This is a genomic window from Mycobacterium sp. MAA66, assembly GCF_041261665.1.
Classification (GTDB): Bacteria; Actinomycetota; Actinomycetes; order Mycobacteriales; family Mycobacteriaceae; genus Mycobacterium.
In genome coordinates this window covers 28653-54176 of sequence record NZ_JBGCCC010000009.1, presented here as the reverse complement: position 1 = coordinate 54176, position 25524 = coordinate 28653, and the positions used below count along the sequence as shown (strand labels likewise).

Annotated in this window: 15 protein-coding genes; 11 read left to right on the top strand and 4 right to left on the bottom strand. The window is 65.7% G+C overall.

Annotated features, from left to right (window positions below):
- Positions 1-313: 313 nt before the first annotated feature.
- Positions 314-11320: a type I polyketide synthase gene (locus ABIA30_RS21575; protein WP_370069159.1), complete on the bottom strand. Its 11007-nt coding sequence runs from the start codon at positions 11318-11320 to the stop codon at positions 314-316.
- A 329-nt stretch (positions 11321-11649) separates the two neighbouring features.
- Between ABIA30_RS21575 and ABIA30_RS21570 the strand changes: the two genes are divergently transcribed.
- From ABIA30_RS21570 to pe, 3 genes are all read left to right on the top strand, one after another.
- Entirely contained in the window at positions 11650-13062 is a 1413-nt protein-coding gene (locus ABIA30_RS21570; protein WP_370069157.1) for a condensation domain-containing protein, read from the top strand.
- A 93-nt stretch (positions 13063-13155) separates the two neighbouring features.
- Positions 13156-16134 carry an RND family transporter gene (locus ABIA30_RS21565; protein WP_370069155.1) on the top strand — a complete coding sequence of 993 codons (2979 nt, stop codon included), beginning with the start codon at positions 13156-13158 and terminating at the stop codon, positions 16132-16134.
- Complete coding sequence (pe, locus tag ABIA30_RS21560) at positions 16131-17261, top strand: acyltransferase PE (protein WP_370069153.1); 1131 nt, start codon at positions 16131-16133, stop codon at positions 17259-17261. Before ABIA30_RS21565 ends, pe begins: the two co-directional genes overlap by 4 nt.
- A gap of 53 nt (positions 17262-17314) precedes the next feature.
- On the opposite strand, the gene ABIA30_RS21555 is transcribed toward pe, so the two are convergent.
- Together ABIA30_RS21555 and ABIA30_RS21550 are read right to left on the bottom strand one after the other, a co-directional pair.
- Positions 17315-17950 (bottom strand): GAP family protein, encoded by a 636-nt coding sequence (locus ABIA30_RS21555; protein ID WP_370069151.1) that lies wholly within the window; start codon positions 17948-17950, stop codon positions 17315-17317.
- 11 nt (positions 17951-17961) lie between these two features.
- Positions 17962-19674, bottom strand: coding sequence for an AMP-binding protein (locus tag ABIA30_RS21550; RefSeq protein WP_370069149.1), 1713 nt, complete (start codon positions 19672-19674; stop codon positions 17962-17964).
- A gap of 153 nt (positions 19675-19827) precedes the next feature.
- On the opposite strand from ABIA30_RS21550, the gene ABIA30_RS21545 reads away from it, so the two are divergent.
- The 8 genes from ABIA30_RS21545 to ABIA30_RS21510 all read left to right on the top strand — a co-directional run bounded on the left by ABIA30_RS21545 (position 19828) and on the right by ABIA30_RS21510 (position 25025).
- Entirely contained in the window at positions 19828-20130 is a 303-nt protein-coding gene (locus ABIA30_RS21545) for a WXG100 family type VII secretion target (protein WP_370069147.1), read from the top strand.
- Positions 20131-20132: 2 nt separating this feature from the next.
- Positions 20133-20420: a WXG100 family type VII secretion target gene (locus ABIA30_RS21540; RefSeq protein ID WP_370069145.1), complete on the top strand. Its 288-nt coding sequence runs from the start codon at positions 20133-20135 to the stop codon at positions 20418-20420.
- Positions 20421-20528: 108 nt separating this feature from the next.
- Positions 20529-22901, top strand: a complete 2373-nt coding sequence (locus tag ABIA30_RS21535; protein ID WP_370069143.1) for a hypothetical protein — start codon at positions 20529-20531, stop codon at positions 22899-22901.
- Between the two features lies 1 nt (position 22902).
- Entirely contained in the window at positions 22903-23166 is a 264-nt protein-coding gene (locus ABIA30_RS21530) for a hypothetical protein (protein WP_370069141.1), read from the top strand.
- Between the two features lie 39 nt (positions 23167-23205).
- Positions 23206-23376: a hypothetical protein gene (locus tag ABIA30_RS21525; protein ID WP_370069139.1), complete on the top strand. Its 171-nt coding sequence runs from the start codon at positions 23206-23208 to the stop codon at positions 23374-23376.
- 1 nt (position 23377) lies between these two features.
- Positions 23378-23839 carry a hypothetical protein gene (locus ABIA30_RS21520; RefSeq protein WP_370069137.1) on the top strand — a complete coding sequence of 154 codons (462 nt, stop codon included), beginning with the start codon at positions 23378-23380 and terminating at the stop codon, positions 23837-23839.
- Between the two features lie 34 nt (positions 23840-23873).
- Positions 23874-24473: a maleylpyruvate isomerase family mycothiol-dependent enzyme gene (locus ABIA30_RS21515; RefSeq protein WP_370069411.1), complete on the top strand. Its 600-nt coding sequence runs from the start codon at positions 23874-23876 to the stop codon at positions 24471-24473.
- 66 nt (positions 24474-24539) lie between these two features.
- On the top strand, positions 24540-25025 hold the full coding sequence (locus tag ABIA30_RS21510) for a flavin reductase family protein (RefSeq protein ID WP_370069135.1): 486 nt from the start codon (positions 24540-24542) through the stop codon (positions 25023-25025).
- A 41-nt stretch (positions 25026-25066) separates the two neighbouring features.
- On the opposite strand, the gene ABIA30_RS21505 is transcribed toward ABIA30_RS21510, so the two are convergent.
- Positions 25067-25498: a CGNR zinc finger domain-containing protein gene (locus ABIA30_RS21505; protein ID WP_370069133.1), complete on the bottom strand. Its 432-nt coding sequence runs from the start codon at positions 25496-25498 to the stop codon at positions 25067-25069.
- Positions 25499-25524 lie beyond the last annotated feature (26 nt).

Here is a 25524-nt window from a genome sequence, read left to right as displayed (position 1 = left end):
GTTACCCACCAGTAACTGCGGGCAACTATACCGTCGGGTAACTTCGATTCAAAGCAATCGTGAGCAAATTCTTCGTAGCTAACCAACCAGGCGGTTGGGTGACCTGGTTTTGGCGAGTATTTAGGGCTTCTGACCTGCAGTTTAGACCCAATGTGATGTCCGCCACCGAAAACATTCGACACTGGTGAGAAACGCGCAAATTGAGGTTTTTGGGACGCGTGTGGTGCGCTGCCCGGGGGTGGTCGGCAAGTGTGAGGGTTGGGTACGCACACGGGGTAATTTGCGTGCACAACCCTCACACTTGCGGCGATTTTCAGCTCTCGGCAGGCTCCGGCGCAGGCTCGGTCTCGCTCGGCGGCTCCGATGGTGAATCAGACTCGGGCAACTGACTGGCCAGGTGTTCTGCCAGGGATCCGAGCGTCGGATAGTCGAAGATCGCCGTCGGGCTGATCTCGAACTTGCCGCCGAACTGCGAGAACAACCTGTTGCGTAGTTCGACCGCCATCAGTGAATCGGTACCCAGGTCCAGGAACCGGCTCGACGCTGCGGGCGGCTGGGCCAGACGCAGGAAGCCCTGTACTTCGCGCTGCAGGAACTCGGCGATGAAACCGGCCCGTTGTGAATCGGGGATCTCCTGCAGTTGGCGGAGCAACTCGCTGTCACCGGCGGCCGTCGCCTGGTCGTTGGGCAACACATAGTCGAGCAGCGGCGGACGGATACCGGCCAGCATTTTCGCGGCCCGCTGCCAGTTGGCCTTGAGGACCGTGGCCTGTCCCGTTCCGTGTCGGATGACCTCGCCGAGCGCCGACAAGGCAGCGGACGGCTCCAGCGGCATCATGCCCAGCGCACCGAGATTGGCGGCCGCGGCCTGCGAACTGGCCATACCGCCGCTGCCCCACGGGCCGAAGTTGACCGCGGTCGCGGGCAGACCCTGCGCCCTGCGATGCGCGACCAGTCCGTCGAGCAGCGCATTGGCGGTGGCGTAGTTGGCCTGCGCGGGCGAACCCAGCACGGCAGAGGCCGACGAGAACACGATGAAGAACTCGAGATCGTCGTCCTTGGTCAACCGATGCAGGTGGTGGGCGCCGTAGGCCTTGGGGCCCAAGGTCGTCCGGAACCGTTCGATGGTCTGCTTTGGCAGCAGCCCGTCGTCGAGGACGCCGGCCAGGTGGGCCACGCCGGCCAGCGGCGGCAACTCGGTACGGATCCGGCCCAGCAGCGTGGCCAGTTCGGCCTCGTCGCCGACGTCGGCCGAGAAGACGTGCACCCGGCAGTGGTAGCGCTCGGTGATGGCGTCGATGGCGCGTTGCGCATCGGCGTCCGGTGCCCGACGGCTGGTCAATACGATGTCGCCGGCGCCCAGCTGGGCCAGGTAGGCCGCTGTGTGCAGACCCAGTGCGCCGAGACCACCGGTGACCAGATAGCTCCGATCACCCCGCGGCTGCAGCGGTTTGGGCATCTGGACCACGATCTTGCCGATGTGCCGAGCCTGCTGCATGCGCCGGAACGCGGTCTTGGCCTCGGTCAGCGGGTAGACCTCGGCAGGCACCGGTGTCCACTCGCCCTTGGCCATCCCGTCCGACAGTTCGGTCATCAACCGCTGGATGTGGTCGGGGTCGGTCATCATGGTCACGTCCAGCGCGACGATCTCGTAGTCGATGTCGGGACGCAGCGCGGCCATCTGCTCGGCGGTCCAGATATCGCGCTTGGCGATCTCGGCGAACCGGCCACCCTGGGCGGTCGCCCGCACCGTCGCCTCGATGAAGCCCTCGTTGGTCAGGCTGTTGAGCACGACGTCGACGCCGGCACCGTCGGTGTCCGCGAGGATCTGATCCGCGAAATCCGTTGTGCGCGAGTCGTAGACGTACTCCACGCCCATCTTGCGTAGCGTCGCACGCTTGTAGGCGCTCGCGGTGGCGAAGACGGTTGCGCCGTGGTGGCGCGCCAACTGGATCGCAGCCAGGCCCACACCACCGCTGGCAGCGTGGATCAGCACCTTGTCACCGGGCTTCAGCTGGGCCCAGTCGAACGCGAGCCGGGCGGTGAGCGCGGCAGCCGGAAGGGTCGCCGCACCGACCGGGTCGAAGCCGCTCGGCACCGGCGCCAGCAGCGGCGCCGGGACGTTCAGCCGGCTGGAGAACGCGCCCTGCATGGAGCCGAAGACCCGCTGCCCGACCTCGAATCCGGTGACGTCCGAACCCAATTCGGTGATGATGCCGCACAGATCACCGCCGATGGGGCCGGGATCGCCGGGGTACAGGCCCAGCACGTTGAGCACGTCGCGGAAGTTCAGCCCCGCGGCCTCGATGCGCACCTGGACCTCGTTTGCCTCGGGCGGGGTCACCTCCGCCTCGATGAGCCGCAGGTTGTCGATCGCACCGCGTTCCGTGGGCGCCAGTGCGTAGTCGTCGGAGCGCGGCATCGGCAGATGCCCGCTGCGCGACCACGGCTGCAGCCGTGACACCAGGAATTTCCCTTGCCGCACGGCCAGTTCCGGCTCGACGACCGGCGTACCCAGTGCGCCGGCCAACCAGTCCGCCGGCTCGGCGGGGTCGCGGTCCACCAACCGGCAGCGCAGCGTCGGTTGCTCGGCGATGATGGTGCGTCCGAGGCCCCAGAGGGCGGCCTGCACGGGATCGACCGGCTCGCCGGGCTCGGTCGCCACGGCCCGCTCGGTGATGATCCACAGCCCGCCGGGCAGGCTCAGCTTCTCCTGGGCCAATGCGGTGTGCGCGGCGTCGAGCAGCGGGCTGATCTCGGCCTCCAGCCGCGCCGTGAGTTCGGCGGCCGATACGTCGGCACCCAGTTGACCGATGCTGTGCCAGACGATCCCGCTCACCGGTGCGCCGCTTTCGGCGGCTTCGGCGAACGCCTGCTGCCAGGCGTCGGCATCCGCGGAGCGGTCGATCACCACCGCGCCCGGAACTTCGCCGGCCAACTCGTCGGACCCTGCGATCAGCCAGGTTCCGGTGGCGGCGACCTCTGCGGCCGGCTCCGGGGCCACGCCCTCGTGCCAACCCAGGGTGTAGAGCAGCCGGGTGGTGTTGCCGCCCAGCCCGCGCAGCAGGGCTTCACGGGGTGCGCGTTTCACCGTGAACTCGGTGATGCCGCCCAGTCGGCGACCATCGCGATCGACGAAATCGATGTCGAAGACCTGGGTTTCGTTGTCGATCTCGCTGGCGTGCCAGCGGGCCCGGCAGTAGAACCGCCGCGGCATCCGGTCCTGCAGCTCCACCTGCCCGTACCGCAGCGGTAGGAACAGATCCGTCATGCCCTGCTCGGCGGCCAGCAGCGCCGGGAAGGCCGGGAAGGCCACACCGGTGCACAGGTCCAGCAGGACCGGGTGGATCGGCTCGCTGCCCAGGTGTTCGCCGAGTTCGTCGCCGACGGATACGTCGCCGATCGCCTCGCCGTTCCCGACCCACAACGACTTGAGCGATGTGGACCACGTTGGGCCCCAGGCCAGTTCCATATCGCTGAAGGTTTCGAACAGCTGCTGCGGGCGCAGGCGCTCCAGCTTTTCGACGACCTCATCCATGGCGCCCGGTGTGGCGTCGGTGACCGGCCGCTCGTCGGCGCCGCTCAGGAGGGTGCCGTCGGCGTTCAACGACCACTCGGCCTCGCGAACCCCGTAGGGACGGCTGTGCACCTGGAATTTCCAGCCGCTGCCGTCTTCGAGCGGACGCATGGTCAGCTGCGTCTCCCGAGAAGCCTTGTCGGGCAGGATGATCGGCTGGTAGAAGAAGACTTCCTTCACTCGTGACGGGGCACCGGCTGCGGCCAGCGCCATCGCCGCGTACGTGGCACCCGGTACGACGACGGTGCCGTAGATGACGTGATGCGACAGCCACGGCTGGGTCTTGACCGACAACACATTGGTGTAGATCGTGTCGCCGGAGGCCAGATCCTTTGCACTACCCAGGATTCCGGAAAGCTGTACGCCGTCGGAACCCCCGCTTCCGAAAGCGGACGCCTTGGGCCAGTAGCGCCGGCGCTGGAACGGGTAGGTGGGCAGCTCGAGCCGGTGGCCGCGCTGGCGCCCGGCGGCGGCGAAGTCAGGACGGTGTCCGACGATGTACGTCGTGGCGAGGGCATCGGCGATCTGGCGTCGGGCATTGGCGCCCTTGCGCAGCGACACGATGGCCCGCGGAGCGTCCGACGATTCGGGCCAGATGCCGAGGGCGGCAGCGGTCAGGATCGGTTGCGGGCCGATCTCCATCAGCACCGAGCAACCCAGCGCCGCCACCGTGCGCACACTCTCGGTGAACTGCACCGGCTGGCGAGAATGCCGCCGCCAGTACAGGGCGTCCAGCGGCGTTTCGGCCGTCAGCACGGTACCGGTCCGATTGCAGACCAGCGGCAGTGTCGGCACGGCGAAGTCGAATTGCTTTGCGAACGACTCGAATTCGTCGAGCACCGGATCGAGCAGCTCCGAGTGGAAGGCGTGGCTGGTCTCCAGCCAGGTGCAGCGCGCACCGTCCTCGCTGCAGGCCGCGACGATCAGCTCCAGATCCTCACCCGGTCCCGACAGCACGGTGTTGCGCCCGTTGTAGGCACCGACAGAGACTCGGCCGAATCCGTCGGCGGCGCGCTCCACGTACTCGGGGTCGGCGAACACCGCCACCATGCGACCGCCGGCCGGCAGGCTGCCGAACAGCCGGCCGCGTTCGGCGATCAGCCGCGCGCCGTCTTCGAGGCTGAAGACCCCGGCCACGCACGCCGCCGCGTACTGACCCACGCTGTGGCCCAGTACCACGTCCGGCTCGATGCCCCAGGACTGCCACAACCGGGCCAGACCCATCTCGACGGCGAAGATCGCCGGCTGGGCAAAAGAGGTGTGGCGCAACGTCTCCGCGCTGTCGCGGTCGGTGCTGTACATCGCCTCCAGCAGCGGGCGCGGCAGCATCGGGTCGACGGCCTGCGCGCACCGTCGCACCGTGTCGGCGAAAACCGGCTCGCTGTCGAACAATTCGCGTGCCATGCCCGGGTACTGGCTGCCCTGTCCGGGGAAGAACCACGCGGTGGTCGGCGGGTCCGTGCACTCGCCGCGGAGTACCCCCGGCCGCAGCCGGTTCGCGACCAGATCCTCCAGCAGCACCTTGGCCTCGTGGACGGACGTCGCCACCACAGCACCCCGGTGTTCGAAGTGGGAGCGTCCCGCTCCGGCGGTGAAGCAGACGTCGGCGATCGAGGCCTCGGGGTTCGCCTCCAGCCAGGCTCCGTAGCGCTGCGCCAGCGCCACCAGCCCCTGCGATGACCGCGCGGACAGCGGCAACACGTTGACCGATTCCGGTCCGGCGTCGACGACGGGCGTGGGGTCCGGCGCCTCGTCGGCCACGGGCTCGTCGACGGCCGGCGCTTCTTCGAGCAGCACGTGTGCGTTGGTCCCGGTGAAGCCGAAGGAACTGACGCCGGCGCGGCGCGGTCGGCCGTCGGCGTGCCACGGCGTGGCCTTGTCGACGACCTTGACCGGCAACGTGTCCCACGGAATGTGCGGCGATGGGTTCTGGAAATGCAGGTTCTGCGGCAGCATTTCGTGCTGCAGCGACAACACCACCTTGACCAGACCCGCGACGCCGGCTGCGGACTCCAGGTGCCCGATGTTGGTCTTCGCCGTGCCCATCAGCAGCGGCCGGCTCGGATCGCGACCGGCGCCGTAGGCGGCCGCGGCGGCCTGGACCTCGATCGGGTCACCCAGCGGGGTGCCGGTACCGTGCGCCTCGAGGTAGTCGACGTCGCCGCCGGTCAGGCCGGCGCGAGTCAGCGCGGTGTTGATGAGGCGTTGCTGCGCACCACCATTGGGCACGGTCAAGCCGCTCGAGGCGCCGTCCTGGTTGACCGCGCTGCTACGGATGATCGCGCAGATCTGATCGCCGTCGCGCTGCGCATCGCTGAGCCGCTTGAGCACCAGGACGCCACAGCCCTCACCGCGGACGTAGCCGTCTGCGGCGGCATCGAAGGTCTTGCACCGGCCGTCCGGCGCCAGCATCCGGGCGCGGGAGGCGGCGACTGTGGATGCCGGGCTGAGCAGGACGTTCACCCCACCGGCCAGGGCCATGTCGCAGTCGCCGGAGTGCAGGGCCTGGCTGGCCTGGTGGACGGCCACCAGCGACGAACTGCAGGCGGTGTCCACCGCCATCGCCGGCCCTTCCAGGCCGAGGGTGAAGGACACGCGGCCCGCGATGGCGTTGAGTGCGTTGCCGGTGATGAAGTGGGGTTCGAGGTTTTCCACCGAACCGCCCGAGAGCAGGTGGGAGTACTCGTTGGCGCCGACGCCGATGAAGACGCCGGTTCGGCTGCCGCGCAACGTCGCCGGGGCGTATCCGGCGCGTTCCAGGCTCTCCCAGGCGATTTCGAGCATCAGCCGCTGCTGCGGGTCCATCCAGACCGCCTCGCGCGGCGAGATGCCGAAGAACTCCGGATCGAATCCGTCGACGCTTTCCAGGTAACCGCCGGACCGGGTGTAGATCTTGCCCGGCATCTGCTGATCGGGGTCGTAGAACTCATCGACGTCGAAGCGGTCCTCGGGGATCTCCCGGATCGCGTCCACTCCGCCGGACAGCACCTGCCAGTAGGCATCGGGATCCGGTGAGCCCGGGAACCGGCAGGCGACCGAGATGATCGCGATCGGCTCGTCGGCCGCTGCGAGCGACGTCGGCTGGGCCACCGTCTTGACGCCGGCCTTTTCGTTGAGGTTGAGCACCTCGCCGAGCAGGTAGTCGGCGACGTCGGTGAGGCGTGGATAGTCCATCGCCAGGGTTGCGGGCAGCTCCTTGCCGAAGGCCTGTTCCATCCGGCGCCGCAGTTCGACGGCCATCAGTGAATCCATGCCGAGGTCGAAGAATCCGGCTTCCTCGCGGATCTCCGAGGCGTCGATCCGGGTCACCTCGGCGACGGCGTCCCGCAGGTACTCCAGGACGAGTTTCTTGCGCTGCTGCACGGGGGCGGCGGTGAGTTGTTCGACCAGACGCGTGTTGCCTGACGATCCGGTGGCTGCGGCCACCGAATCTGGTACCTCTGCGGCCACCTCGGCCAGCAGCGAGCGCGCACCGGCCTGCAGGTAGATCGGCAGGAACCGGGCCCAGTCGATCCGCGCCACGACGGCCTCGGCCGGCCCGTCGGCGGCGGCCCCGACCATGACGTCTGCCATCCCGGCCAGGGCGTCGGCGGGCGGCAGAGTTCGGACCCCCCGGCGGTCCAATTGTGCGCGGGCATCCGGGTCGGCCATGCCGGCCGCCCAGGGGCCGAAGTTGACGCTCATGCCCGGGACACCCTGCTCACGCAGGTGCCAGGTCAACCCGTCGAGGAAGGCGTTGGCGGCGCTGTAGGCGGTCTGACCGTAACTGCCCCACACCGAGGAGATGGACGAGGTGGACAGGAAGAAGTCCAATTGCAAATCCGCGCAGGCCCCGCTCAGATACCAAGCGCCCCAGACCTTTCCGGAGAACACGCGGTCCAGTTCGGCGGCGTCCAGGGAACTAAGCGGGGTGGTGCTGTTCTCGCCTGCGGCATGCACGATGCCGGCCAACGGCGGCAGCTCGGAGCGCACGGTGGTCAGCAGGCGCGCGACGTCATGCGGATTGGCGACATCGGCCGCGACCGCCCGGACCTGGCAGCCGTACTGTTCCTGCAACGCGTCGATGCGACGCTGCGTGGCCTCGCCGGGAGCGCGGCGACTGGTGAGCACCAGATTCCGGGCGCCGTGCGCGGCCAGGTACCCGGCGATCTCCAGCCCGAGTGAACCCAGTCCGCCGGTCACCAGATACGTTGCACCGGAGCGCAATTCGAGCGCCGTCGGGTTCGGCTGACCGCTACGGCGAACCAGCCTGGGCACATGGAGCGCGTGCTCACGCAGCGCCAGTTGGTCTTCGCCGCGCCCCGCGGCGACCATCTGGGTGATCAATCGCGACCAGTCGTCCACGCCGGCGGCGGCAAGATCCGCCAGTCCGCCCCACACCTGCGGGTATTCCAGTGCCGCTGCGCGGCAGAACCCCCACAGGCTGCTCTGTGCCGGCGACACCGTATCGGTGTCGATAACCCGCCATGCGCCCCGGGTTACCACCCAGATGGGGGCGCGCAGGTCGGCGTCGGCCGCCGCGCGGAACAGTCGCTGCGTGCCGCCCAGGATGTGGTGCTGCATCCGCAACAGGGACTGCATCGACGGTTCGCTGTCGGATTCGAGGGCCGCGACATGCAGGATGCGCAGCGTGGGCTCGTCCTCGACGGCTGCCCGCAGTTGCGTTGCCAGCTGTTGTTCGTCGGCGTCCGATGTCGGCAGGCCGAGAATCCGGTGCCGATGGCCGCCCCGGGTCAAGGCGTCGACCAGGGCTGCCGACGCGTCGGACTCATCGCCGATGAGCAGCCAGGCGGAGCCTTCGCCGGCTCCCGCTGCGGTGGTCGCGGACTTCTCCCAGCGGATCTGGTAGCGGGCATCGGCGATGGACTGGGCGTCGCGTTGCCGATTATGTTGTGCCGCAAGCTTGTTCAGAACATCGGTGGTGGCCGAACTACCGCTCGTACCGTCGAGCAGGGCAGCGAGTTCGTCGATCCGGCCGTCTTCGAGAAGCCGGACAGCCTCGGTGCGCGCACCGTCGGTCTGAGTCGGCTGGACCCTCTTGTCGCGGAACCAGAACTGCCGACGCTGGAATGGATAGGTCGGCAGGTCGAACTTGTGTGCCGAGCCCGGCCGGACCGCTGCGAAGTCGACCAGGTGGCCGGCGACGTAGGCGCCAGCCAGGGCTTCGGTGATCTGGCGATGGTCAGCGCCCTTGCGGCGCAACGACGCAATCGCCTGCGGTGCGGTCGCGGGGTCGGGCCAGGCGCGCAGCGCGGCTGCGGTGAGCACCGGCTGCGGGCCGACTTCCAGCAGCACTGCGCAGCCGAGCTCGGCCAGCGTCGCCACGCCTTTGGCGAACTCGACCGGCTGGCGCGCGTGCCGGCGCCAGTAGCCGGCATCGAGCTTGGCGTTGCGGCCGAGGGTGGCGCCGGTCCGGTTGCACACCAGGATCCGTTGCGGGGCGCCGAACGTGAATTTGCTTGCGTACGACTCGAATTCGTCCAGCGCCGGGTCGAGCAGCGCCGAGTGGAAGGCGTGGCTGGTGTCCAGCCAGTCGCAGCGGATACCGTCTCCGGTCAGTCCCGCGACGGCGCGTTCCAGATCGGCGCCGGGGCCGGAGAGCACGGTGTTGGCGCCGTTGTAGGCCGCGACCGACAGGCTCGGGTACTCGTCGGTCAGGCGCTCGACCCGTTCGGCGGCGGCGAATACCGCCGCCATCCGGCCGCCCGCGGGCAGATGGCCGAACAGCCGGCCGCGCTCGGCGAGTAGCTTCGCGCCATCCTCCAGGCTGAACACCCCGGCGACGCAGGCCGCGGTGTACTGACCGACGCTGTGGCCCAACACCACGTCGGGTTCGAAACCCCATGACTGCCAGAGCCGGGCCAGGCCCATCTCGACGGCGAAGATCGCCGGCTGGGCGTAGCTGGTCTGCCGCAGGGTTTCTTCGGCGCCGGGACCGTCGTCGAAAATGACGTCCAGAAGCGGCTTTTCGGTATATTTCCCGTCGCTTCGCTCGCCCCTGCCCGCACCGGCGACTGCATCGGCACACCGGGTCATGGTCTCGGCGAACACCGGCTCGGTCTCGAACAGCTCCTTGGCCATACCGGCGAACTGGCTGCCCTGGCCCGGGAAAAGCCACGCGGTCTTCGGCTTGTCGGCCGACTGCCCGCGCACCAGGCCCGGCGCCGGCCGATCGTCGGCAAGTGCGCCGAGCAGCTCGCGGGCAGATTCGATCGAGTTCACCACCAGCGCGGCGCGCTGCTCGAAGTGGGCGCGTCCGGCCCCGGCGGTGACGCACACGTCCGCAAGCGTTGCGTCGCTGTTCTCGGCCAACCAATTGCGGTAGTTCTCGGCCGTCTGCACCAGCGCCGCGGGGGTACGTGCCGACAGCGGCAGCACCATGAAGCGTCGCTCGTCGAACTGCTCGGACGGGGCTTCCTCGGCCACTGGCGCGGGGGCTTCCTCGATGAGGACGTGTGCATTGGTGCCGGAGAAGCCGAATGAACTGATGCCGGCGACTCGGGGCCGGTCGCCCCGTTCCCATGAGGTGGCCTCGCTGACCACGCGCACCGGAATCCGGTCCCACGGAATATGTGGCGACGGGTTCTGGAAGTGCAGGTGCTTGGGCAATTCCTGATGTTCGAGCGACAGGATGACCTTCATGACACCGGCGATGCCGGCGGCCGCTTCCAGGTGGCCGATGTTGGTCTTCACCGAGCCGATCAGCAGCGGTTGGGTGTCGTCGCGTCCGGTGCCGAATGCGGCGGCCGCAGCCTGGACCTCGATCGGGTCGCCCAGTGAGGTGCCGGTGCCGTGCGCCTCCAGATAGCCGACTTCGCCGGGCTTGAGGCCCGCGCGCTCCAGCGCGTCGGCGATAACTCGTTGCTGCGCAACACCATTGGGCACGGTCAGGCCGCCGGATGCGCCGTCCTGGTTGACCGCGCTGCCACGGATCACGGCCCGGATCCGGTCGCCGTCGCGAATCGCGTCTTCAAGACGCTTCACCACGATGACGCCACACCCTTCGCCGCGCACATAGCCGTCGGCGGCCGCGTCGAAGGTCTTGCACCGGCCATCGGGGGCCAGCATGCGCGATTGTGAGAAGGCGATCATGGTCGCCGGACTGAGCAGGACGTTCACACCGCCGGCCAGGGCGAGATCGCATTCTCCGAGCTGCAGCGCCTGGCAGGCCTGATGGATGGCCACCAGCGACGAACTGCAGGCGGTGTCGACGGTGACCGCCGGACCCTGCAGGCCCATTCGGTAGCTGATCCGGCCGGCGGCGGCCGCACTTGAGGTGCCGATCGCCAAGTAGGCCTCGATCTCGGGATACGTCAGCCCCGACGAGATCATGCCCAGGTAGTCATGGGTGGCCAGGCCGATGAACACGCCGGTGCGGGTCTCCGACAGAGCCGACGGCGCGGTGCCCGAGTGCTCTACAGCGCGCCATGCGGTCTCCAACAACAACCGCTGCTGGGGGTCCATCATCTTGGCCTCGCGGGTGGACACCCCGAAGAAGGACGCATCGAAACTCACGGCGTCATCGAGGAAGCCGGCCCGACGGGTCACGATCTTGCCGCGCGCCTCGGGGTCCGCATCGAAGAATTCGTCGACATCCCACCGGTCTTCGGGAACCTCTGACACCGCGTCGCGACCGTCGCGCAGGACCTCCCAGAACGCGTCCGCATCCGAGGCCCCGGGAAAGCGCGCTGCATAGCCGACGATGGCGAAGCTGGACGCTGTTGGGCCTTCGGTTGTTGTCATGAGGTTGTCCTCCCGCATTGGCCGGTGATCAGTCGATCCCACGCAGGAGACCGCGTTCAGCGCCAGATTTATCTTCCGAACGGCCACGGGCCCGTTGCAGTTCCGAACGGCCTCCGCCAGTTCATCTTCCGAACGGCCACGGCCAGCTCATCCTCTGCACGCCAGTATTGCACGTGCATTGCTGAATCTAGCGGTTTCCGTACCGCCGTGGTTGCCCGCCGGTGGGCCCTTCGCCCGGGCGGTACAGCGACCGAGCCAAGCCGCGAGGGTATGTTGATGTGGCCACCGGTTATGCCGGACCGCAGCCGGCCAGACCGGGGAGGAAAGATTTGCGCATCGGGAAGTTCACGATCGGCACGATCGATGATTGGACGCCGACCTCAGGAGCGTTGACCTCCTGGCACCCGACAGACGCAACCCGAGAGGCGGCTGGGCAAGCACCGGTCAGCCCGGTACCGGTCAGCTACATGCAGTCGCAACACATCCGCGGCATCTACAACCGGACGAGTCGGGGACTGGATTATTCCCGGCAGGTCATAGCTGCCTGTGAAGTTCCTGGTCAGTGTGATGTCTCGGCGATGAATCAGGCGCTCAACGCCTACCTGCGCACACACGACACCTTCCGCAGCTGGTTCGAGTACGACGGCGTCGGCGACATCGTCAGGCACACCATGAGTGATGCCGCCGATATCGAATTCGAGCCGGTCGCCCACGGTGACATGGCGGTCGAGGACATCCGCAGCCACGTGGTGAACATCCCGACTCCAATGGAGTGGGGCTGCTTCACCTTCGGGACCATCCAGGGCGCGGACTCCTTCACCTTCTACGCCAGTGTCGATCATGTGCACGGGGATGCGGCGCTCATCGGAATGACGATGTTGCAGGCGCATGCCGGGTACACGGCATTGGCGGCCGGGGGAGGCGAATTCGAGCTGCCGGAAGGCGGAAGTTTCGATGACTTCTGTGTCGGCGAGCGCGAGTACACGTCCTCGCTCACCGCCGACAGTCCCGAGATACGCTCCTGGATCGAGTTTGCTGAGAACAACAACGGGAGTTTGCCGGAATTCCCACTTCCGTTGGGAAATTCGGACGAGGCGACGGTCAGTGTGATGACTGGCGGCGAAACTCTGCTGGACCCGGAACAGACCGCGAGATTCGAAGCGGCCTGTGTGGCGTCGGGTGCGCGCTTCGTCGGTGGCTTGTTTGCCTGCATCGCACAGGTGGAGCACGAGTTCACCGGTGCGGCGACCTACTACGGGCTCACTCCCAGGGACAATCGCCGCACCTCAGACAACTTCATGACCCAGGGCTGGTTCACCGGCCTGGTTCCGATCACCGTTCCGATCGCTGCGGCAACGTTCGGTGAGGCGGCATGGGCCGCACAGGAATCGTTCGATTCGAGCCTGACAATGGCGCGGGTTCCCTATGACCGGGCAGTGGAATTGGCGCCGTGGCTGGCTGGGCCTGGCCCGAATTTCCCGGTGGCGAATTTCCTGCAGGGCGATGCCGCACCGCTGAATGCTGTGCTGGCGGCGACCGAATTGGGCTTTGCGAACAACATCGGGATCTATGGCGACGGACGCTATTCCTACCAGCTGAATATCTACATCTTCCGCTATGCGGGCGGCACGTTGGCGGAGATCATGTTTCCCGACAACCCGATCGCCAAGAAGTCAGTGGCCCGATACCTGACCGCGTTGAAGTCGGTGTGTGCGCGGGTCGCCGATGGTGGTCAGTGGTGACGTGTTTTGTTGGTGCGGCAGGTATTACGCGACTTGCCGAGGTGACCATGGGCGTCGGGGCCCCCGACTGCGAAAACCAGAGGTGACGGCAACGTGCGACGGCTAGCCGAATTCACGGTGCGTTGGCCTTGGGCGGTGATCGGGCTCTGGGTTGCGCTGGCGGTTGCGCTGCCGATGTCGTTCCCGAGCCTGAATGAGATGGCCCAGCGCCATCCGCTGACCATGCTGCCCGCCGATGCGCCGTCTAGCGTCACCGCCCGGCAGATGGCCGAAGCATTCCACGAATCGGGCACAGACGACCTGCTGCTGGTGGTCCTGACCGACGAGCGAGGGCTCGGCAAGGCTCACGAAGCCACCTACCGCAAGCTGGTGGACGCCCTGCACGACGATCAGCACGACGTCGTGACGTTGCAGGACTTCGTCGGAACACCGCCCCTGCGTTCGTTTTTGACGAGCAAGGACAACAAATCCTGGGTGCTGCCGGTGGGTCTGGCCGGTGCGCTTGGCACCCCGCAGTCGTATGCCTCCTATAACCGGGTGGCCGAGATCGTCAAACAGACCACCGCGGGAAGCCCGCTGACGGTCCATCTCGCCGGACCTGCTGCCACTGTCGCCGACCTGACCGTCGCGGGTGATCACGATCGTCTGCGGATCGAGCTGGCGATCGCGATCCTGGTGCTTCTCGTTCTGCTGGTGGTGTATCGCAACCCGGTCACCATGTTGGTGCCGTTGGTCGGGATCGGGATGTCCCTGGTGATCGCGCAGTCGGTCGTCGCTGGGGCGTCCGACCTGACCGGCCTGGGTGTTTCGAATCAGGCCATCATCCTGTTGAGCGCGATCATCTTCGGAGCGGGAACGGATTACGCGGTCTTCCTGATCAGCCGTTACCACGATTACGTGCGGTTGGGTGAAAGTTCTGACGACGCTATCCGGCTGGCCCTGCACTCGGTCGGCAAGGTGATCACCGCTTCGGCCGCCACCGTCGGACTCACCTTCGTCGGCATCAGCTTCGCCAAGATGGGTGTCTTCTCCACGGTAGGTGTGTCGTCCGCAATCGGCGTGGGGGTGGCATTTCTCGCCGCGCTGACGTTGTTGCCCGCCATCTTGGCGGTTGTCGGACCCCGCGGCTGGGTCAAGCCACGGCACGAGCTGACTGCGTCGTTGTGGCGGCGTTCGGGGGTCCGCATCGTGCGCCGGCCGCGGGTTCACCTGGCAGCCAGTGTGTTGGTGCTGATCCTGCTCGCCAGCTGTGCGGCGTTTGCACGCTTCAACTACGACGACCGCAAGGCAGTGGCGGCGTCGGCTCCGAGTTCGATCGGATATGCCGCGCTCGCACAACATTTCAATCTCAATCAATCCATCCCGACCTACGTCTTGGTCCGGTCGCCGCATGACCTGCGCAACCCACAGGCGCTAGCCGACCTCGAGCAGATGGCCGGCCGGATCGGCCAACTGCCGGACGTCGCCATGGTCAGCGGCATCACCCGGCCGTTGGGCGAGGTGCCACCGGAATTCCGGGCCAGCTTCCAGGCCGGCATCGTCGGCGACCGGCTGGCCGACGGTTCGGCGATGATCGGCGACCGGTCCGCTGACATCAGCCGACTTGCCAAGGGCGCCAATACCTTGGCGGTCAACCTCGGCGATGCGCGCGGCCAGGTTACTCAGATCACCAGCGGGCTCCAACAGGCGGTCGACGCGCTCACTACGATCAGAGGCCAATACGGCGGCGACAAGCTGGTGAAGAACGTTGAAACCGCGGCCAGGCTCATCGACGCGGTCAGCCAGCTCGGTAATGAATTGGGCCTCAACTACACCGCCGCCAAGGACATGTTCGCGTGGGTGGGTCCGGTATTGGCGGCACTGCAGGGCAACGTCACCTGCGACCTCGATCCCTCGTGCGCCGAAACCCGCGGTCACTTCCAGAACCTGGAACAGGCGCGTCGGGACGGCACCCTTGACCGGATCAACCAGCTGGCCGGACAACTGCAAGCGTTCCAGGACAAGCAGACCCTGAACTCGGCCGCGAAACAGCTCAACGCCGCGCTGGCGAGCCTTGAGAAGGTGGCGAACACCATGGGGATGGACAAGCCCGGTGGTGCGCAAGCGAACCTGACCAAGCTCCGGCAAGGAGCCGAGCAGTCGGCCTCCGGGAGCCGGCAAGTGGCCGTCGGAGTGGATGAAGTCGTCGGGCAGATCAAGCTGATGCGTACCGGGCTGGACGAGGCGTCGAACTTCCTGCTGTCGATCAAGAGCAATGCTGCGGGACCGTCGATGGCGGGCTTCAACATTCCGTCGCAAGTCCTGGAGTTGGACGCCTTCAAGAGCGCAGCCAGGACCTTCATCTCCCCCGACGGGCACTCGGTGCGCTATCTGGTGCTGACCAAACTCGATCCGTTCAGCGCCGCGGCGATGGACCAGGTCAACACCATCAGGGATACCGCCAAGGGGGCCCAGCCGAACACCACGCTGTCGGATGCCTCGATATCGATGGGCGGGTATCCGGTCGCGCTGCGGGACACCCGCGACTACTACCAGAAGGACATCCGATTCATCGTCGGTGTCACCATCATCGTGGTGCTGCTGACCTTGATGCTGCTGCTACGCGCGGTCATCGCGCCGTTGTATCTGGTTGGTTCCGTGGTGCTTTCGTACTTTGCGGCGCTCGGTATCGGCGTGATCGTCTTCCAATACCTGTTACATCAGCAGTTGCACTGGACCGTGCCGCCGTTGGCCTTCGTGGTGTTGGTCGCGGTCGGCGCCGATTACAACATGCTCTTCGTTTCGCGAATGCGCGACGAGTCTCCGCATGGCATGCGTTACGGCGTGATCCGGACCTTGACCTCGACCGGTGGCGTCATCACCGCGGCCGGGTTGATCTTCGCCGCGTCGATGTGGGGCCTGCTGTTCTCCAGTATCGGTACGGTGATCCAGGGCGGATTCGTGATCGGCGCCGGGATTCTGCTGGATACATTCTTGGTGCGGACCATCACAGTGCCCGCCATGGCTACGCTGGTCGGCAAAGCGAACTGGTGGCCATCACGACCGACACCGCAGGGGAGCGAACAGGCATGAAGAAGCTGGTAGCGGCGGTGACTGCGTTGGTGACTTTCAGCGCCACCGGGCCTTTCGGTGCTGGGAGCGCTATCGCCGACGATGGCGCGACGGACGGGACCAATGTCGACGGGACGTCGCGGCTGGGGACGCCGGGCCGGGCGTACGCGCTGGGCGGCGCGCACGTGCTGGGCATCCCTTACGACGAGTACATCCGCCGCACCGGTGCTGACTGGTTCCCCGGACTGGACCGCCAGATCGTCCACTACCCCGCCGGACAGGTTCAGGGTCACGTGCTGGGGCGGTTGATCCCCGGTATCGACAAGCTCGACAAGCAGTTGCCGGGCGTGGGTCTGGACGGGCCGAGCATTGGTGAGTCGGTCGACGTCGGAGAGGACAACGTCATCTCGGCGATCCACGACGGTGGCCCGGGCACAGTGATCGGTCTTTCCGAGGGCGCCATGGTGGTGCACGCGGTGCAGAACCGGCTTGCCAACGATCCGTCCGCGCCGCCGCCCAATGAGTTGTCCTTCGCCACCTACGGTGACCCGCTGGGTGTCAACCCGTGGACCCAGAGCTTCCTGACGCAGGACTTCCCGGTTGGCAGCGTCGTGCCCGCGTTGGACTTCAAGATGCCACAGCCGCAGGAAAGTCAGTACAACACGTATCAATTCGTCTCTGCCTACGACAGCATCGGTGACTGGCCCGACCGGCCGGACAATCTGATGGCGCTGCTGAACGCCGTCGTGGGTCTGGCGACCGGTCACACCGCGGTGGCGTTCACCAACGCGAGCATGGTGCCGCCGCAGAACGTCGTAACGACCTACAACTCCAAGGGCGCCAAGACCACGACGTTCCTGATCCCCGAGCAGCACCTACCGGTGGTACAGGCGTTCAAGTACCTCGGGATGTCCGAAGCCGACATGCGTTACCTCGACGGGGTCATCAAACCCATGGTCGATGCCGGCTATTCACGCAACGACGATCCGGCCACCGCGCCGGTGGAAGTCGATCCGGTACACGGCTACGACCCGGCGGCCGTTACGGCACCGGCTACGCAGGCAGCGTTCGGTGGCGGGTCGGATCCAGCGTCGCAGCTGATGTCGGGCATCAACTACGTGCTGAGTCACGGCCCCAGCGCGAACTGATCGAATCGGCACGCTCGATGTGACGCGGAAACCGCGTCATCAGCGTGGTGCGCTCACACCCCGATAAGCCCCGCCGCCAAGAGCACCACGCCCACGACAGCCAGGAGTGCGGCGACCTCATGCCGGCGCCGTGCGCGGATCCAGTCGTTCAGCGAGAGCATCGCCGCACGCGTGGGCGCAGGAGCGAATAGGTAAGCCAGCAGCGGGATTTCGACGAGCGCGAAGGCCACCACATTGAATGTGAGCAGTGCGCCGAGCCGTTCAGTGGGGTCGAGGCCGGCCGCTGCGATGACGGCCAACACCGCCAGATAGTCGACCGAGGGCAGGGCGATACCCAGCCCTGCCACGCCGGCGATCCACAGCGATTCGCCCAACAGCATGCGGCTGAGCCAGCTCGGCAGGGTTCGATCACTACCCTTGGTGGCTGCCACGATCGCCGCGGCCAATAGCGCCAGCAGGCCGATGGCGATCTGCACCCTCGGCAGGGTGAAGTGTGCCGATTGCAGTAGGCGCGGTGGGATCGCGTACAGCACCACGGCGCCGACGGACAATCCCATCACGAAGCCGCAGCACAGGAAGACGGCGAGCTGCAGGTGCGGGCGTGGCCGGTTGAGCATGAGCACCGTCATTCCGATGCGAAACGGCTCCAGACTGACCGCGACAGCCATCACCAGCAGGGTGATCCACATGGGAGCGCTAGCTACGCATCCAGCCGTACAAACTGCCCTTGCCGGTGTTGCTCGACGCATGCCGCCCGGCGGATCTTGCCACTGGTAGTGGTCGGGATCGCCCCTGGCTCCACTAACACGATGTCGGAGACCTGCAGACCGTGCGCACGCGAAATCGCTGCGATCACATCGTTTTTCAACGTCATCAGTTCATCAGAGGTGCCACTTGTCTTGAGCTCGATGACGGTGACGAGCTTTTCGGACTGACCATCGGACACCGCAATGGCCGCGACGCGGCCGCGCGTGATCCGCTGCACCGTCGCTTCGATGTCATCGGAGTAGTGGTTGCGACCCCGCACGATCAGCATGTCCTTGATGCGCCCCACGATGAACAGCTCGCCGTCGGAGATGAAGCCTTGGTCCCCGGTGCGCAGCCAGCCCGTCTCGGGGCTGTCAGCTGGTGGGTCCGCCAGCGTTGCGTCGAATGCGGACCCGGTCTGCTCGGGTTTGCGCCAGTACCCGGCGGAGACGTTCTCGCCATGGGTCCAGATCTCGCCGACGGTGCCATCGGGGCACGACCGGCAGGTGTCGGCGTCGACGATCCGCACCAGCGGCGAGGTCGGCAGCCCGTACCGCAGCAGCGGTGATCCGCCCGGACTGCGGACGGCGGTGCCCTCGGTCAGTTGTTTGGCATCGAACTCGACGACTTCGGGCACCTGGTCGTTGCTGCCGCTGGCCACGTAGACGGTTGCCTCGGCCAGACCGTAGGAGGGCAACACCATTTCGGGCCGGAAACCGACGGGCCGGAAGCGTTCGTTGAACTGGACCAGCGTGACGGGGTGAATGCGTTCGGCTCCGTTGATGATGCCGAGGACACCGCTGAGATCGAGGCTTTCCATTTCGGCGTCGGTGGTGCGCCGCGCGGTGAGGTCGAACGCGAAGTTGGGGGCGGCCGAGAATGCTTTCGGATGCCGGGACAGGGCCTGCACCCATCGCGCCGGGCGGGTCAGGAACGCGAGTGGACTCATCAGATCGGCGTGATTCCCGGCGAATATCGGTGCCGCGATCCCGAGCATCAGACCCATGTCGTGGTAGAACGGCAGCCACGAAACCAGGCTGGACTCGGGCGGAAGCGCGCCGCCGTGGTGTGACATGTAATCAGCGATCAACTGTTCGTAGTTCGCCTGCAGATTGCGGTGCGAGATCATCACGCCGGCCGGCAGCCGGGTCGACCCCGAGGTGTATTGCAGATAGGCGATATCCGGGCCGGCGGGCATTTCGGTGCTGACGGATGTCTGCGCGTCGAGGTCCAGGGTGTCCACGGTGATCACGGCGGTCATGGAGGCGCCGTCGTCCACGTTCTGCGCGGCGACTTCGAAGACCGCTGCGGTGGTCAGCACCACCGCCGGCGAGGTGTCGGTGACGACCGCACTGACGCGCTCGTCGTGTGAGCCAGGGACCGGAACCGACAGTGGGACAGCGATGAAGCCGGCCTGCATGGCGCCGAGGAACGCGACGATGTAGGCCAGCCCCTGCGGAGCGATGATCAACGCCCGGTCTCCGGGCACTCCGTGCTTGCTGACCTCGCTGGCTACGTTGAGGGTGCGACGGTACAGCTGTGACCAGGTCAGGCTTTCGGCGTTGCCGTCCCAGTCCCGGTCATAGTCGGTGAACGTGAAGGCGACCTCGTCTGGCGTCAGCCCGGCGCGTTCGCGCAGCACGGACAGGACGGAAGCGTTCGGCATGGCGCCAGGCTACTCAACAACTATTGGTGCGAGTCCGCGGTGGTGGGGCGGAGCGACGCCGGTTTGCCGGTGTTTGTCTCCGCATCACCCGACCGAATTGTTGTCCGGACTGACCCGCCTGGCGCTCTATTCTGGTTCGGGGAGGGAGGCTCGATGGCTGAGTTGCGTGTGACGCCCGAGGTGCTGGCTCATGTGTCGTTCGAATTCAGCGCGGCGGAGCGGCAATTGCGTTCCGGCCTGAGCGCACTCGATGACGAGGTTTCGCGTGCGTTGGGGTCGAGCTGGACCGGAGGAGCGTCGTCGGCGTACGACGGGGTCTGGCGTGAATGGCATGAAGGAAGCGCGAAGGTGCTGCAGGGGCTGTCCACCATGTCGGACCTGTTGAACGCGGCGGCATCGCGGTATTCGGGCACCGACCATTCGGGTGGCGCGATGATTGACGGGTCGGGGGTCTAGATATGCCGGCGTTCAAGGTTGATCCGGCGGTGCTCTTGGCGGTCTCCGAGCGGATGTCCGGGTTCGAACAACACGTGGAACAGGTGCTGGCGCAATTGGAAGCCGTTGAGCATCAACTCGGTACCGCGTGGGACGGTGCAGGGGGACAGGCTCAAGCGGCCGCCCAACAGCAGTGGCGTGACGGTGCCGTCGAGATGCGCCAGGCGTTGGCAGATCTGCGCAAGGCTGCCGAGGGTGCGCACGAGAACTACCACGGCGCAGCGCAAGTGAACATGCGCAACTGGAGCTAGCTCGTGGGTGGATACGAGGTTGATCCGGTGCAGCTGGCTGCGTCGGGGAAATCTGTTGTAGCACAGGGTGATTCTTTGATCACGGCGCTGGGTGCGCTGGAATCGGTGTTGACCGGGTCCGGGTTGATGTGTGGCACGGACAAAGCCGGGCTGCAATTTTTCCAGGATTACCGCAAGGGCGGCCAGGCGGCGATCTCGGCGGCGGAGTCCGCGGTGAACGCCTTCCGGAATGTGGGCTACGGCGTTGAGGTTTCGGCATTCAACTACGCAAGTGTCGAGGCGAGATCGACGGTTGGCGGCGCGGCTCCCTCTGTTCCGATCCCGACCAAGCCGGACAAGTATTCGGCATCGGCTGTGCCGGGCCAGTCTGGACCTGAAATTCCGGAACCGGGTTTGTGGGCGGTGGTCGCGGCATTCGTTGACAGCCCGTGGCCCAATGGCAACCCGTCAACCATTCGTGCGGTAGCCGCTGGGTGGCGCGCGTTCGGGGCATCGATTTCCGCTGCGTCCGATGTGGCCGGCGGTGTGTCGGGCCACGACATACCGGAGCTGGACAACATCACCACGGCTCTGACCACGTTGACCAATGGGACGCATGACCTTGCTGGACAATGCAGTTCGCTTGCATCGTCGCTCGATTCGTTCGCCGGAGAAGTGCAGAGTTCGCAAGACTCGATCCGTGACCTGCTACACCGGCTCAGCGTGTCGGGGATTCTCGGCGAATTGGGGAAGATCTTCAGCGGGCACAACCCAATCGACGATCTGAAGAAGATCGGTCACGACATCTCGGAGATTCTGCATACGCTCAGCCGTGAATTGGATGCCGCAGCGTCGATGATCCAGTCGGCGATCGATGACATGGACGGCTTGGTCCGCGAATTCGAGGCGTGGGACCGCAAGGAGTTCGTCCACTTCTTCGGCAATGAGGTCGGCAATGTTCTGGCCAATGTCGTCAACGGTTATGCGGACATCGAAGAGGGCGTCGCCAAGTCGCTGGGGGAAGTCGTCGAGTCGGTGCCCACGATGCTGGCGCATCCGGTCGACACCCTGAAAGGCATAGGGCAGCTGGACAAGGACCTGTTGGAGGTCGCTACGCCGCTGGGTTTGGTTGATCCGCAGGGGGCCAAGGAGTCCAGAGAACATCTCCTTGATGTAGGTAAAGGCCTGATCGACTACAAGGATTGGTCCAGCGACCGTCCGTTGGTCGGGTTGGGCGACAACATCGGCAACATCGCGCAGGTGCTGATTCCCGGCGCAGGCGAGGCGAAGGCCGGTCTGACTGCCGGCAGGGCGGGTGAGGAGGCGGCCCAGATCGCCCGCGCCGAGGGCGCCGTGGCGCGCGGTGGACTGCGTGCTCTCGGCGAGGGCGGCGGTAAGGAGATCGCCGAGCAGGCCGGCAAGGTAACCAAGGATCTTGATGGCCTGTCCGTCAAACCGACAGAGGTACCGAAGGCTCCTGATGCTGCGGCGCCGCGACCTGCAGAACCGGGGCCCGGTGCACCGACGAAGCCAGCGGACGGCGCGGCCGCGGGCAACACCGGGGCAGGAAAGGCTCCGGTTGATGCTGGGGCTCGGCCTGCGGGTGAGTCGGCGCCGGCAGCGCCGCACGGTACCGAACCGCCCGCGGGTGGTCATGGGGCCGGCGAACCGGCCCCGGCGACTAATGGTGCGCCGCATGGTGCGGGCGACGGTCCGCACGGATCAGCGCCAGCGCACGAGTCAGCGCCGACGCATGCCGCAGAAGCGACTGCCCCGGGTGGCGGCTCTCCACACGAGGTTCCCGCGCCGCACGAGGCACCGGCGCCGCGCGAGATGGCCGAAGTCCACAGCGGAGGGCACGAGGCTGGCCATGGGGATTCGGGCGGTGGCTCGCACGGCGGTGGCGGTGACCACGGCGGTGGCGACTCGCACGGTGATGACCAAGGCGGCGGGGACCACGGTGGAGGTGGTGACCACGGAAATGATGCATCGCAATGGGATCACAATATTCTCAGTGAACAACAGCAGCATGAGATTATGGAGATGGAAAAAGGTAGTCGACCCGATCCCTCAGACTACCTGCCGCAAGAATTTATTGATCATCATCTATCGAAATTCGACGAGGGTGCGACTCGATTCATGATCAACGACAACTTAGATATGTATGGTATCGGCCAACGGGACGGTACAACTTTCGTTATGCCGACTAGCGAAGTTGACGGATTGATGGAGACGACCGGAGGGAATCCGCGCGCATTGGAGAAGGAATTGGGGCTACCTGATGGATACTTCAGCGACTATCACGTGGTTCGCGTCGACGTTCCTGAGGCGCGAGATTACGATTTGCGCGTGCCGTCCGGCAATGAAGCGGGCGCAAATGATCAGTGGATACCGGGAGGGTTCCTGCCCAGGGGCGTATCTGAGGCTGTAATTGACGGGCGGGGCGTACCTGGTGGAGGTATGACGGTGAGCGATATGGAATGGCCAGCGGGTAAGGGATGAAATGAAATTTGAAAATACTTATATGTCCAGAGAACATCGCTATTGGTTGGGGATTGAGCAAGATACCGGAAGGCCGTATGCGGCAATACCCGTCGCAAATGGCATGATTGACTATATTGAGAGCTATTGGATAACGGACGTACAGTATCGGGAATTTCTCAATGATCAATCGGCGGCTTTGGTGTTCATCGAGGCGTGCCGCCGCCGTGAGCATGACGACCTGTTAATTCTCAAGCCGGGTACTGACCGAGGTACGCCCGTATAGGGAAATGAAATGATGGTCATATCAGACTGGGTTTCGCTAATGACTGAAGCAGGAACAGTCGAGCTGCTTCTGCTATCCGATGACCCGGCTGGTGCGGAACGAGTAGGAGCTGGCCCCGTCGAGGCTGGAATTTACGAACTGATTGTGGATGCGCGTCGGTTGGTCAACCTGCGCGGCATCGAGAATCAACTGGTCCCTGAGGCGGTTTGAAATGGCAGGTTTTGTCATCGCGGACGTCGACTACGACCAGTTCGGCGGCGGCGTGTTCCCGGCCGTCGAAGAGCTGCGGCAACAGCTGCCAGTTGCGGGCACTCTATGGCGGCAGATAGCCGGACCTGATCGGCCTGATTACGCGCTTGCGGGCTTGCAACGGCCAATCAAATATCACCCGGTCGACGGATTCGACTGGGGGAGGTGCCAACCGGAGTTCATCGGCACTGACGAGGGCGGACGCTTTGTGTCGATCTACGCCGTGATCATCGCCAGTCTCATGGCGGGGGCTCAAATACACGCCGGCATGCGCGGTTTTCCGGTGCGGTTGGCGTATGTCATCGACAACACCGTTGGTCGTGATGCTCAGCTCGAATTCGCCAAGTGCGACTACATCTCGTACGCGATGATCAATGATCTGCCCGATGAACCCGAGTCTTCTCAGTTGAACTCGCAGGGATGAGCTGCATCCGGTTCGCGCTATGACTCTCAATGACATGTTGGCCGCCGAACGGCGTGAACTCCTCGAGCTGTTGCACGACCTGTCTGCCGACGAATGGACGACGCCATCGTTGTGCGCCGGGTGGACTGTCCGTGACGTCGTGGCCCATCTGCTGTGGGACACCGTCACGGTCCGCCAATACGTCGCAGTCGCGGCGAAGTACCGCTCGCCTGACCGGATCAATCAGCACTACGTCGATGAAGCGCGCGACTCGGACACCGACGATCTCCTGTCGCGCTTCGAATCGATTCTCGACGGCGGTTGGCTCAGCAGCATCATGACCGGCGGCATGTTGGCCGATCTTGTTGTGCACCAGCAAGACATCCGCCGGCCTCTGCGTCGTCCCCGCGTCATAGAGCAGGCTCGGCTGCTACACACCCTGAACCATCCGAACCGTTGGGTGTATCCGCGGCGCGTCATGAAAGGGCTGCGTCTCGTCGCCTCCGATGTTGACTGGACACACGGCGCGGGAGCCGAGGTGAAGGGCACGGGCGAGGCGCTTGCGTTGGCGGTCGCCGGGCGCGGGATCGTCCTGAATGAGCTTGAAGGCGATGGCGTCGCGATCCTGGCCGGCCGCATAGCGCAGACAGCCTGAGGCGGCATCCGCACAGTGGGACCGGCCTCGCCTCGCACCGGCGGCGCGTGTGAATATGGACGGACTATGAGCGATGCAGATCTGAGCCCGGCCTCGTTGCGTGAGGCATTCGGTTGTTTCCCGATCGGCGTCATCGCCATCGCCGCAGAAGTCGAGGGCGTCAAGGTCGGCCTGGCCGCCAGCACCTTTGTGCCGGTCTCCCTCGATCCGCCGCTGGTGTCGTTCTGCGTGCAGAACACCTCGACCACCTGGCCCAAGCTCAAGGATCTGCCGGCGCTGGGAATCAGCGTGCTGGGCAAAGAGCACGACCAGGCCGCGCGCACGCTGGCCGCCAAGACCGGCGATCGCTTCGCCGGCATGGAGACAGAGTCCCGCGACAACGGCGCGCTGTTCATCCACGGCACCAGCGTCTGGCTGGAGACTTCGATCGCACAACTGGTGCCGGCCGGCGATCACACCATCGTGGTGTTGCAGATCAGCGACCTGGTGGTGAACCACGACGTCGAGCCGATCGTGTTCCACCGCAGCGCATTCCGTCGTCTGGAAGCCTGAGTATTAGTCGCCGAGCGCGTCTGCCGCACTTGCGGTGGTGCTCAGGCGCGTCGTTGAGTGGTGGGTCCTGACGTCGCACGGTGTCGACGGACGGCATCGCGGTTGGCGCAGCCATGAGTGCAGTACTTCTGGGTCCCTGGTCGGCTGAAGTCGACGAAGGCATTGGTGCAATCGGTGAGCGCGCATCGGCGAATGCGATCCATGCCCCGTTCGGTGAGATATTGAGCGGCGGCGGCACTGGTGGCGCCGGACAACGTGGCGGCGAATTCGGCGTCCGGGTCGCGATAGTGCAGATGCCACCCGCTGCCGTCGTGATCGGTGATCGAGGGATGCGTCGTATGGCGCGCCAGCAACAGGTTGAGAACACGGACTCGGTCATGGTCGGTCGGCGCATCAACCACCGCCTTCCATTCGCGCAGAAATCCCGCTACGCGACGTAGATCCTCGGCGGTTGCGTGGTGTTGAGTGGGCATTCCCCGTGTGGTCCAACGATCTTCGA

What these genes read in the sequence shown, in the direction of transcription:
- ABIA30_RS21515 (WP_370069411.1), top strand. Translation starts at nt 23,874, where the DNA reads ATGTTGGCCGCCGAACGGCGTGAACTCCTCGAGCTGTTGCACGACCTG.
- ABIA30_RS21520 (WP_370069137.1), top strand. Translation starts at nt 23,378, where the DNA reads ATGGCAGGTTTTGTCATCGCGGACGTCGACTACGACCAGTTCGGCGGC.
- ABIA30_RS21530 (WP_370069141.1), top strand. Translation starts at nt 22,903, where the DNA reads ATGAAATTTGAAAATACTTATATGTCCAGAGAACATCGCTATTGGTTG.
- ABIA30_RS21505 (WP_370069133.1), bottom strand. Translation starts at nt 25,498, where the DNA reads ATGCCCACTCAACACCACGCAACCGCCGAGGATCTACGTCGCGTAGCG.
- ABIA30_RS21540 (WP_370069145.1), top strand. Translation starts at nt 20,133, where the DNA reads ATGCCGGCGTTCAAGGTTGATCCGGCGGTGCTCTTGGCGGTCTCCGAG.
- ABIA30_RS21545 (WP_370069147.1), top strand. Translation starts at nt 19,828, where the DNA reads ATGGCTGAGTTGCGTGTGACGCCCGAGGTGCTGGCTCATGTGTCGTTC.
- ABIA30_RS21575 (WP_370069159.1), bottom strand. Translation starts at nt 11,320, where the DNA reads ATGACAACAACCGAAGGCCCAACAGCGTCCAGCTTCGCCATCGTCGGC.
- ABIA30_RS21550 (WP_370069149.1), bottom strand. Translation starts at nt 19,674, where the DNA reads ATGCCGAACGCTTCCGTCCTGTCCGTGCTGCGCGAACGCGCCGGGCTG.
- ABIA30_RS21510 (WP_370069135.1), top strand. Translation starts at nt 24,540, where the DNA reads ATGAGCGATGCAGATCTGAGCCCGGCCTCGTTGCGTGAGGCATTCGGT.
- ABIA30_RS21525 (WP_370069139.1), top strand. Translation starts at nt 23,206, where the DNA reads ATGACTGAAGCAGGAACAGTCGAGCTGCTTCTGCTATCCGATGACCCG.
- ABIA30_RS21555 (WP_370069151.1), bottom strand. Translation starts at nt 17,950, where the DNA reads ATGTGGATCACCCTGCTGGTGATGGCTGTCGCGGTCAGTCTGGAGCCG.
- pe (WP_370069153.1), top strand. Translation starts at nt 16,131, where the DNA reads ATGAAGAAGCTGGTAGCGGCGGTGACTGCGTTGGTGACTTTCAGCGCC.